The sequence below is a fragment of the Sphingobacterium sp. IITKGP-BTPF85 genome, from assembly GCF_001006065.1.
Lineage (GTDB): Bacteria > Bacteroidota > Bacteroidia > Sphingobacteriales > Sphingobacteriaceae > Sphingobacterium > Sphingobacterium anhuiense.
In genome coordinates, this window is record NZ_ASZT02000159.1 from 1 (window position 1) to 11388 (window position 11388).

An 11388-nucleotide genomic window follows, 5' to 3' on the forward strand; every position below is an offset into this window, starting at 1 on the left:
CATACATATGTATGGAACCCTTTTTTTTGTTATAACAAGGGATTTTGCAAAACTACCATACGCTACGCTATCACAACTTCGCAATCTTAAGCTTTAAAAAATGGGAACATGCAAAAACTCATCTCATCTCCGTGTCCGATAATTGACACTGAAAACACCACCTCTATTTAAACCATCCCAAATGATTAGTGGCATAGCTAAGACCCTACATCAAAATTAAGGCTAAAGCCAGTTGTTACTTTGGACTTGATCGGTACAGTATGCCACAACCTGATAATGATAAAAAAGTAACATTATTGGCAAATATAAAGGTAGTATTTTGAAAAAATATATTGAATCTTTATATCGGTTCTAATAGTTCCAAAACTTATAACTAAACTCTAAATTCCCTACTACTGTAACCTCTCAAAATATAATGAAAATAAAAAGAAATCTAACCTGTTGTATATTATTATTAAGTTTTTCAAGTCAGGCGGAACAAAACGTCAATTCATCTAATAATATAGGCAGTCGTGCACAATCACAGCAAAAGAGAAGTTTGATAAAAAATTCTGATGCAGATAATCAATTCTTTTTAAGTAAAAAAAACTTAATGACTGCCGTCTGGAACGCACCTTTTAGCTATGAAAGTATCCGCAGTAATCATGCACCTATTGGACCTTATATAGGCAATGGTGATGTTGGTGTGGTGTGCCATACTGCTGAAAACAGCCAGACTTTCAGAATCTCAAAAATCGATTTTGTAACAGATGGCTGGTCGGACTGGGCCGGATCCGGCCCCGCTGCCCTTCCTGTTGGCGGGGTTAAAATAACCGTAGAATCACCGATAAGCGCTGGTTTTAAGTATGAGATGGACCAACTAGGTAATGAATTGCGCATGCGTACAGCAACAACACAACCTGTGCATATGAAAAGCTGGATATCTGTTAATGAAAATCTTTTAGTCACTGAACTGGTAAATAACACAAAAACTCCAATCAAAATATCTGTAGATACTTATGCCGATAGCATATCGGCAACATATGGCACAACAGCCGATGTGAACAGTAACGTAACGCAGGTAACTAGACAAACTAAAACTACAGATGTAAGATGGGTCTCTAAAGCCGGTATATCGACTAAGGTTCTTGGCGCATCATCAATTTGCAGTAGAGAATCCCAAGCCCAGACCAATACGCACTTTACTCTTAAAGCTGGAAAAACTGTCTATGTACTGTCTTACATATCGGGTGGCGGTATGAAGAACGATGCACAGATGGAAAACGCATATAAAACACTTCATGATTTGCAAAATAACCGTTTAAATGCTTTAAGAAATACAAAAATAGCATGGTGGAAGGATATGTGGAATAGGTCATATGTGGAAACAAATGATGAATTGATCAACAGACAGTACTTAAGTTCGATCTATTTTCTAGCTTCTGCCTATAACGAACATTCCCCGGCATGTGGCGGCATGTATGGTGTCTGGAATATGGATGACAAAATGATGTATCATGGTGATATCCATTTAAATTATAATAGCCAAGCTGGATTTTATAGCGTCTTCTCCGCGAATAGACCCGAAATTGCAAAACCTTTTTACAACTTCATTGAAGCAATCTTACCTGATGGAAGAAGACGTGCGCAAAATGACATGGGAACTGTCCATCCTTCTTTAGCTGGGAAATCATTTAGAGGAGCTGTTTTCTTAGTTGGTGGACTGGGAATTGGCATACCTTACAATTATTACTGGCAACAAACGATGAATGCGCCGTTCAATGTACCACTTTTCAGCTGGTACTATGAATATACTGGTGATTTGGATTTTTTAAAAAAGAGAGCTTACCCCTTTATTAAAGAATGTGGTGATTTCTATGAAGATTACCTGAAAAAGGAGCCATATGGTGATACTTATCGATACAGTATCACTACTGGCGCACATGAGAGTTCCTGGGATCTCAATCCTCCCTCCGATCTAGGTTTCGTCAAGCAAACCTTCAGCTTACTTCTCAAGTATAGTAAGTTATTGGATGTGGATGAAAACCGGAGAACGCTTTGGCAGGATATTCTCGATCACCTTCCTAAATACAAGGTAATACAGCAGACCAAGACACCAAATAAAGGCTTGCCTGTTTTGCAAAAATGAAGCAGGATGGGATCTGCCAAACCACATGATACAAATGCATCCGGTCTACCCCTGCGAAGTACTCGATTTACTTTCAGATCCAGATTCTTTACAGATAGCTAAAAATACGGTTGAATACTATGAAGTTGACCAAAATGGATTTCAAGGATCAATGAATGCGTTAGGTCTAAGCGGTTATATTATGGCTGCACGCGTTGGCTTCTCCCCTGAAATAATTATTAAAAACCTAAGCATATTGGCCAGCGGTGCTCAAAAAAACTTCTTGATTATAGATGGCCATCATGCTTCGGAAAAAACAGCCCTAGTTGAAACGGTCAACTCAATGATGCTTCAAACGCTTGATAACACGTTGTACATATTTCCCAACTGGGTAAAATCAAGCGCTTCATTTACGCGCCTACGGACTAAAGGTGCCTTTTTAGTTTCTGCAGATTATGACGGCACTACCATAACAAATCTGTCCATTTATAGTGAAAAAGGCACAAAATGCCAGATCCACAATCCTTGGAAAGAAAAAAAAATACAAGTGATGGAAAATGGTAAGCAAATAGCCATAAGTAAGACAGGAGAAAGGTTTTCATTTGAAACAAAAATAGGTCGTCACTATATAATCAGGCCTATAGGGGCTTAAGCTCAATAAAATTAAATTTATGCCGGTTCATCACTGGTATAAATTTAATTTATATAAAGCTGTAAATAATTGGGCATTAAATCTTTCGATCAGTATAAACACAAAAAAAGGTCAACCTTTTTGAGATTGACCTTTTTGAGCCTCCTATCGGAATCGAACCAATGACCTACTGATTACAAGTCAGTTGCTCTACCAGCTGAGCTAAGGAGGCATCATGTGTGAAAGTTAAAAAAGAGCCTCTTATCGGAATCGAACCAATGACCTACTGATTACAAGTCAGTTGCTCTACCAGCTGAGCTAAAGAGGCTTTTTTAAATAACCCTTTCGAATTATGATGGTGCAAATATCGAAACCTTTGACAACAAAATCAAACTTTACTGGCTTTTTTTTTCATATTTTTAATAATTTTCTGAAAATCAAGCCATTTATTTTCAATTCAAATCGGAACCCATCGCCGCAAAACAAATAAACATGAAATTTTGTCATTTCACAATAAAAATACAAGACATTTTTTCCGAAAAAAGAATAAAAACAGATATGGCATTTTGATTGTTATCCAATTATCAAATCAAAAAGCAAATAAAACCATGAATTTCAATAACTATACAATTAAAGCACAAGAGGCGATTCAAAAAGCTTCGGAGATTGCCACAGGCAATCAACAGCAGGCTATTGAGACCGCACATATACTTAAAGCCTTGCTAACAGTTGATGAAAATGTAATCAGTCATCTGTTAAAAAAATTAAATGTAAATATCCCTTACTTAAGTGGAGAACTGGATAAGCAAATTCAGGCATTCCCGAAAGTCAGCGGCACTAATGTCTATTTGAGTAACACCTCAAATTCGGCCTTGCAAAAAGCGCAAAGCTACTTGAAGGAGTTTAATGATGAGTTTGTATCTGTAGAACATCTACTTCTAGGTATTCTAAATGCAGGCGATAAAACATCTAGTCTACTGAAGGATCAAGGTGTAAATGAAAAGGATCTTAAATTAGCGATCAAAGAACTACGTGGCAACACAAGAGTGACGGATCAAAATGCCGAAGCTACCTACAATGCTTTGGGAAAATACGCCCGTAATCTAAACGAGTTTGTTGAATCGGGAAAATTAGATCCTGTGATAGGCCGTGATGAAGAAATTCGTCGCGTGATGCAAATCTTATCCCGTAGAACTAAGAATAATCCCATCTTGGTGGGTGAACCAGGGTTGGTAAAACCGCTATTGCCGAAGGTATTGCACACCGCATCATCAATGGTGATGTGCCAGAGAATTTGAAATCAAAAATCGTATTCTCTTTGGACATGGGGGCTTTAATAGCCGGTGCAAAATACAAAGGTGAGTTTGAAGAAAGATTAAAAGCTGTTGTCAAAGAGGTTGCAGACAGTAACGGTGAAATCATCCTGTTTATCGATGAGATCCACACCTTAGTTGGTGCTGGTGGTGGTGAGGGTGCAATGGATGCAGCCAATATCTTAAAACCGGCGTTAGCACGTGGAGAACTTCGTGCTATTGGTGCAACAACATTGAACGAGTATCAAAAATACTTTGAAAAGGATAAAGCATTGGAACGTCGTTTTCAAAAAGTAATGGTTGACGAACCAACTACTCAAGATGCAATTTCAATCCTGCGCGGATTAAAAGAACGTTACGAAACGCACCATAAAGTGCGCATTCTTGACGAAGCAATCATTGCCGCAGTAGAATTGTCCACCCGCTACATCTCGGATCGTTTCTTACCAGATAAAGCGATTGACCTAATGGATGAAGCGGCTTCAAAATTACGTCTTGAAATGGACTCTGTTCCTGAAGCTGTAGATGAACTGAACCGCCGTATTATGCAACTCGAAATTGAACGGGAGGCAATAAAGCGTGAGCATGATGATAAGAAAGTCAGTGAACTTTCTGAAACGATCGCTAATCTATCTGCCGAACGCGATTCTTTACGTGCATCCTGGCAGTCAGAAAAAACGTTGGTGGACAGTGTCAACCAAGAGATTGAAAATATAGAAAATTATAAGCAGGAAGCTGATCAGGCGGAACGTGCAGGCGATTATGGAAAGGTAGCTGAGATTCGCTACGGCCGTATCAAAGATGCGCAGGATAAGGTCGAAAAATTAAAAGCAGAATTAGCTGAAAAGCAAGATAGCAAACGGATGTTAAAAGAGGAAGTGACTTCTGAAGACATTGCTGATGTGGTATCTAAATGGACCGGTATTCCTGTAAATAAGATGATCCAGTCTGAGCGCGATAAGCTTCTTTCTCTAGAAGAGGAATTACATAAACGGGTTGCCGGACAGGAAGAGGCGATTGAAGCGATTTCTGATGCTATCCGCCGTTCAAGAGCGGGACTTAGTGATGCTAAGCGTCCCATTGGTTCTTTCATCTTTTTGGGAACTACTGGTGTAGGTAAAACGGAGTTAGCAAAAGCACTAGCTGAGTTCTTATTTGATGATGAACATGCGCTTGTCCGAATCGATATGTCCGAGTACCAAGAGCGTCACGCAGTGTCCCGACTTATCGGAGCGCCTCCAGGATATGTAGGTTATGAAGAAGGTGGACAATTGACTGAAGCTGTTCGCCGCCGTCCGTATTCTGTCGTACTTTGGATGAAATTGAAAAGCACATCCTGATGTGTTCAACATTTTACTGCAAGTACTCGACGATGGTCACTTAACAGATAACAAAGGTAGAACGGTGAATTTCAAAAACACGATCATCATCATGACTTCCAATACCGGATCGCATATCATTCAAGAGAATTTCTCGCAGTTGAATGATCATAACAGAGATGAGGTTATTGCAAAAACAAGAGGTGAAGTGTTTGAGCTTTTACAAAAATCAATTCGCCCAGAGTTCCTGAACCGTATTGATGAAATCATCATGTTCACACCTCTAAGCAGAAATGAAATTGCAAGCATCGTACGGATGCAATTTAGCCATATTCAAAAACAATTGGCTGAGCAAAATATCTTCATCACTGCTTCGGATGATGCTATGGATTGGCTAGCGCAATTAGGATATGATCCGATCTATGGTGCAAGGCCATTGAAACGTGTTATGCAAAAACGCATCCTGAATGAACTTTCGAAAGAAATCCTTTCAGGAAAAGTAAATAAAGATGCGGTAATCCAATTGGATGTATTTGATGGTCAATTTGTCTTCTTGAATAAAAATGAGGTTGAATAAAGGTCAAAGCACCTTTTAAAATTAAAAAAGTGGCTACTCGCAAGAGTTAGCCACTTTTTTATATTTTAAAGAATAGTCGAAAACAATTTTCATTTATCCTTAACGCTGAACATGATTTTAGTTCATCAGAAAGTCATGGATAAGCCTTACTTTTTCCAGACAGTTCTTGTTGTATTTGAACTTTTATATATCGTGTAAGTAAAGTATGCGAAACCAGAAAACAATACTATAGCTAATGCAGCACTGCCCATAAAACCCAACTGCTCTGCAATAGCAGCTAAAACACTTTTGAAACCCGATCGGTTACCACTCGTATCAGGCACTTCGCCATTTTCTAATTCCCTTGCCATCATCACCAGCGAAAAACCGAAAAAAGCAATTGCAATTGTATAAAGCAAATTACGTATCCAGGTTTTGTCTTTTATAACTTCTACTGTTTCTCTAAGCCCTGATTGCTCTTCAATTGCCTGAATGGCTTCTTTCAATTGGGCTTTATTCTCAAAGTCTGCAACTACAGCTTGATAATCTTTTGGATCTAATACATCAATATCAAGCAATGGTGGCTGATTATCAAAAAGTGGTACAGCTCTTTTTATTTGACTAAAAGGGATGAAAATAATATGTTCTTCTGATTCTTCAGAATTATTTAAATATGCTGTTAAAGATGCTTCTGGCAATTCCGCTTCGGCGAAGTAAAATCCAGTTGCTGTCATCCAACGCGTTTTAAAAACTAATTCTTTATTTTGATAATACTTATCCATAATTTTTTCAGTAAAAATTCGTCAAGTTGCTAAAATAGCAGATTAATTCAATACATCTGCTACTAATTTCCGTTAGAATTTCATGTTATATTAACTATTCGCCCAAATCCCACTCCCAAACACTATGGTAGCTTTGCATGGTATCTACATATTTAATAAAATTATCATAAAACTCATGCTTACCCACAGTGGCACTATCCCCCACCACAATGAGCTTTTTCTTTGCCCTTGTCATAGCAACATTCATCCTACGCACATCGGAAAGGAAACCGATTGCCTGCTGATCATTGCTCCTTGTTAAACTGATATATATGATATCTTTTTCCTGCCCCTGAAAACTATCGATAGTGTTAATTTGGATATGATGACGAAAGGGGGCAATCTGCTCATCATTTACTAATAATTCATTTAGCAATGTCGCTTGTCTCCGGTAAGGAGTAATAACTGCAATCGCCGGAAAATCACTTTCATCATAAACCTGTTCAAAAGATACCAATGATTGTTTCAAATGATTGATAACAAAACGAGCCTCCCCTACATTAAATGTTGCTGTTCCATCCTGTTCTTCCTCAAAACCCGCCCCTGCAGTGTCAATAAAACAACAGGTTCCGAATCTTCTTTGAGCGTCCAATGCTGTACATGATCTCCTGCAATGAGATGATCATCATATAGTGCCGTAGAAGGGTATTGCATAATCTTTTCATTCATCCGATACTGAACGTTTAATAAAGAAACATGTTCAGGATAACGTTTTACTAATTTTTCAAACAACGTATGATAAAGACCGATATTCATCTGGGCATTTGACTTCACCGTGGGAGGAAGCTGACAATGATCACCTGCAAGCACCACCTTATTTGCTTTTAGAATCGGAATCCAACAAGCGGGTTCTAAAGCCTGTGCTGCCTCATCGATAATAACAACCTGATACACTCTATTTCTAACTGCGTACTGATTGGATCCGACTAAAGTAGCAGTAACAACCTGTGCTTTATCCAGAATATCTGCGACCATAAAATCTTGTATATCGCCAATTTCTTTCCCTATTTTTCTAGCTTCATCAAAAAGTGCTTTACGCTGTTCCCGTTCAGATCTTCCAAAACTTCGTTTATACTTCTGAGCCATTTCGGTGTAAGCCCGTGCTTTTTTCTTGAGTAACTTGACTTCCTTGTTTGCCGGATGCTGATCCACTTGGGCATCAAGTGCTAATTCTTGTAAATGTTCTGAAATTTTGACGGGATTTCCAATACGTGTCACTAACACTCCTGCGGCATCTAATCGTTCGGTCAAAACATCAACTGCCGTATTACTCGGTGCCACAATTAAAATTTGCTTATTTTCCTTTTTCAGTAGGGCTTGTACTGCTTTGACCAAAGTTGTCGTTTTTCCTGTACCGGGAGGGCCATGTATAATGGAAATCGGATTCTCACTTAGAATATGAGCTATGGCTTCATTTTGACTCTGATTTAAAGTACCGTTATCGTAATTAATTTCTTTTTTATATCCCTTTAACTCCTCCTCACCTATTATCTCGCGGATCAGTCTTCCTTCATTTAAATCTAAACGCTGTTCTTTGGCTTTCCTTAATGCTTCATGCATTTCTTTATATGAATTTTCATCAAATAAAAGATCCACCCCAAGTTTACCTCTTCTCGTCCAGTCAGGCAGTTCATCGACCCGCAATGCAATTTTCATTGTATCTCTATTCACAAAAGAAATCAGTCCTTCTGCCCGATCGACCAGGGGATCATGATTCGAGAAAAGAGCGACCGGCATACCAAAGCGAAAACGATGTTCATCCTCCTGGTTATTTGTTTTGGATAATGTAATGGTCAGATAATCACCACGCCCCATCTCTTCACCTTTAATCTGAATCGGAAACCAGGTCACACCTTTTAACTTTCTTTCATTCAAGCTTGACTTTAGCAAAAGGGTTTCATATTGCTCACGATCAAAGTCTTGTTCTATATTCAAGAGCGTTTTAAGCTCATCAAAATAATTCATATTTTAAAATCCTACTCTATTATATACAGCAAAATAACCATTTTTTAATTTGAATAAGGGTGGAATATGATAAATAAAAATTAAATTGGCTATGAGAAACGATCACATTATTTATAAGCTTAAAGATCTTGGAACTATGGAAACAGTCATTCTAGCAGGAGGTACAGGAACTATTGGTCGACATTTAACAAAATTGCTTGTTAGCGAAGGGTTTCATGTCATTATATTCAGTCGAAACCCCAGCGTAAATAAAGACAGCAATCATATTGAACATTTACACTGGGATCCAGATACTAAACGTATAAACAATGATGCGATAAAACGGGCAGATTATATTATCAATCTTGCTGGAGCTGGCATTGCTGACAAGCGATGGACGAAGAAGCGTCGTCAAGAACTGATCTCCAGCCGGGTTAATAGTGGTAATTTAATCGCAGAAGCGCTACAGCAACTTCCTAACAAAATTAAAGCTGTCATTTCAACATCGGCAGTTGGCTGGTATGGAGCAGACAAAAACCCGGACATGCTTTTACTGAAAATGAAGAACAGGGTACGGATTTTTTAAGCTGGACCTGCAAGCTATGGGAAGACAGCGTAAAACCTGTTGAATTATTGCATAAAAGAGTGGTCATTTTCAGGTTAGGCGTAGTTTTCAGTAAAGATGAGGGTGCTTTAAAAGAATTGACCAAATCATTAAAGTTTAAAAGTGCAACTTACTTAGGTTCGGGAAAACAAAAAATGAGCTGGATCCACATCGATGATTTGTGCAAGTTGTATTTAACAGCCATACGTAACAATGAAATAGTAGGAATTACAATGCTGTATCCTCAGAAGTACTGGCACAAAAAATAATAATCGATCGTATCGCTAAACAAAAAGTAGGTTCAATCTACCTACCGATTTACGTACCTGCTTTTCTTTTAAAATTTGCTCTTGGACAAATGGGCGAAGAAGTTTTGCTGACAAGTACAACAGCGAGCAACCAAAAAATAATTGATACAGGCTTTAATTTTAAATACCCATTTCTAACTGAAGAATGCATCAAAACCCTGTAATGTGAATATAAGTATTGTGATTTAGGGCTACTTTTGATACATTTGCGCTAAAATATAGTAATATGCCTTTGTTTAATATGGCCATTACTTAATATCCATTAGCCTTTCAGGACATGTTTGAAAGGTTTTTTTGTAAGATTAGTTTTTACTATACATAAATGATAGAATTAATTAACATTTCCAAGACATTTGCAGTAAAAAATAAGTTTACGAAAGCATTGGATCAAGTAACACTTGCTATTCCAAAAGGGCAAATATTTGGTGTTATAGGTAGCTCAGGTGCAGGAAAAAGCACATTAATCCGATGCGTCAATTTATTGGAAAAACCCGACGAGGGACAAATTTTGATTCACGGTGTCGACCTGATGAAATTATCCAATCAGGATTTAATTCAGCATCGACGCAAGATCGGTATGATCTTTCAACATTTCAATTTACTTTCCTCCCGTACGGTATATCAGAATATCGCTTTTCCGCTGGAACTGACCGGCACTTCGAAAAATGATATTCAGCTAAAGGTAATGGAGCTACTGGCTTTGGTAGGACTGGAAGACAAAGCACATGACTATCCTGCAAGTTTATCTGGCGGTCAAAAACAGCGTGTTGCTATTGCTAGAGCCTAGCAAGTGATCCTGAGATTTTGTTATGTGATGAAGCAACCAGTGCTTTGGACCCTGCTACAACCAAATCTATTTTGCAGTTGCTAAAAGCAATCAATAAAAAATTAAATTTAACCATCTTACTGATTACACATGAGATGGAAGTCATTAAGATCATTTGTGATCAAGTTGCTGTCATTGATGGCGGAAAATTAATCGAAACTGGCACAGTGGAACAGATCTTCACATCACCTAAGCAGACATTAACAAAGCACTTCATTCAATCGTCACTTCATGCCGAATTACCGACAATCTATCAAGAGCGTCTGAAAGATAGTGGAAATCCCATCGTCCAGATTTATCTTGCAGAACATTTTAATCAAACTTCTGTTATCAAGCATCTGCATGAGCAATATGCAATTGATGTGGCTATTATCAGTGCGCAGATTGATTATGTAGGTTCAATCAAATTCGGCATACTTAATCTGGAACTTATTGGTGATGCTGATAATATCAGCAACAGTCTCCACTATTTAAAATCAAATTACTCACAAATAGAAATCATAGGATATGTCTGATACAGTTATTGATTTATTGATAAAAGGTACTATCGAAACTATCGTCATGACTTTTCTGTCTGGCTTTTTTGGTTTTCTGATTGGCCTCCCTACTGGTATTTTTCTTTTTTTAACACGAAGAAACCAATTACATGAAAATAAATATATTCATCAATTACTTGCCATACTGGTCAATATATTTCGATCCATACCTTTTATTATCCTGATCGTTTGGATGATACCTTTTACCAGGCAACTTGTAGGCACTTCTATTGGTGTTACTGCAGCTTTGGTACCTTTAAGTTTCGCTGCCGCACCTTTCATTGCCAGGTTAGTTGAAAACAGTCTATTAGAAATTCCGCATGGTCTAATTGAAGCTGCGCGTGCCATGGGAGCGACTAACATTACAGATAATATACAAAGTTTACTCCCCGAATCTCTACCATCACTCGTTAATAATCTGAC

Annotated in this window: 9 protein-coding genes, 2 tRNA genes and 2 pseudogenes; 9 read left to right on the top strand and 4 right to left on the bottom strand. The window is 38.1% G+C overall.

Annotation, left to right across the window (positions count from 1 at the left end):
* The first annotated feature begins 415 nt into the window (after positions 1 to 415).
* Both L950_RS21565 and L950_RS28945 read left to right on the top strand, forming a co-directional pair.
* Complete coding sequence (locus L950_RS21565; protein ID WP_052764500.1) at positions 416 to 2128, top strand: glycosyl hydrolase family 95 catalytic domain-containing protein; 1713 nt, start codon at positions 416 to 418, stop codon at positions 2126 to 2128.
* A 25-nt stretch (positions 2129 to 2153) separates the two neighbouring features.
* On the top strand, positions 2154 to 2759 hold the full coding sequence (locus L950_RS28945; protein WP_052764501.1) for a glycoside hydrolase family 95-like protein: 606 nt from the start codon (positions 2154 to 2156) through the stop codon (positions 2757 to 2759).
* 138 nt (positions 2760 to 2897) lie between these two features.
* On the opposite strand, the gene L950_RS21570 is transcribed toward L950_RS28945, so the two are convergent.
* A tRNA-Thr gene (locus L950_RS21570) sits at positions 2898 to 2970 on the bottom strand.
* Between the two features lie 23 nt (positions 2971 to 2993).
* Positions 2994 to 3066 (bottom strand) — tRNA-Thr (locus L950_RS21575).
* Positions 3067 to 3346: 280 nt separating this feature from the next.
* Between L950_RS21575 and clpB the strand changes: the two are divergent.
* Positions 3347 to 5947, top strand: a pseudogene (gene clpB, locus L950_RS21580) (ATP-dependent chaperone ClpB).
* Between the two features lie 146 nt (positions 5948 to 6093).
* On the opposite strand, the gene L950_RS21585 reads toward clpB, so the two are convergent.
* Both L950_RS21585 and L950_RS21590 read right to left on the bottom strand, forming a co-directional pair.
* Positions 6094 to 6708 (bottom strand): hypothetical protein, encoded by a 615-nt coding sequence (locus tag L950_RS21585; protein WP_021189931.1) that lies wholly within the window; start codon positions 6706 to 6708, stop codon positions 6094 to 6096.
* Positions 6709 to 6802: 94 nt separating this feature from the next.
* Positions 6803 to 8712 (bottom strand): annotated as a pseudogene (locus L950_RS21590) (AAA domain-containing protein).
* Positions 8713 to 8803: 91 nt separating this feature from the next.
* Between L950_RS21590 and L950_RS27225 the strand changes: the two are divergent.
* The 6 genes from L950_RS27225 to L950_RS21605 form a co-directional block, all read left to right on the top strand.
* Positions 8804 to 9277 (top strand): NAD-dependent epimerase/dehydratase family protein, encoded by a 474-nt coding sequence (locus L950_RS27225; RefSeq protein ID WP_156169807.1) that lies wholly within the window; start codon positions 8804 to 8806, stop codon positions 9275 to 9277.
* Between the two features lie 59 nt (positions 9278 to 9336).
* Positions 9337 to 9564, top strand: coding sequence for an NAD-dependent epimerase/dehydratase family protein (locus L950_RS27230; protein ID WP_052764503.1), 228 nt, complete (start codon positions 9337 to 9339; stop codon positions 9562 to 9564).
* 47 nt (positions 9565 to 9611) lie between these two features.
* Complete coding sequence (locus L950_RS37545; RefSeq protein ID WP_410528151.1) at positions 9612 to 9767, top strand: DUF1731 domain-containing protein; 156 nt, start codon at positions 9612 to 9614, stop codon at positions 9765 to 9767.
* A gap of 158 nt (positions 9768 to 9925) precedes the next feature.
* Complete coding sequence (locus L950_RS36845; RefSeq protein ID WP_021189932.1) at positions 9926 to 10390, top strand: methionine ABC transporter ATP-binding protein; 465 nt, start codon at positions 9926 to 9928, stop codon at positions 10388 to 10390.
* Positions 10391 to 10407: 17 nt separating this feature from the next.
* On the top strand, positions 10408 to 10944 hold the full coding sequence (locus L950_RS36850) for an NIL domain-containing protein (RefSeq protein ID WP_021189933.1): 537 nt from the start codon (positions 10408 to 10410) through the stop codon (positions 10942 to 10944).
* A partial coding sequence (locus tag L950_RS21605) for a methionine ABC transporter permease (RefSeq protein ID WP_021189934.1) occupies positions 10937 to 11388 on the top strand: 452 nt, incomplete at its 3' end. The genes L950_RS36850 and L950_RS21605, both read left to right, overlap by 8 nt.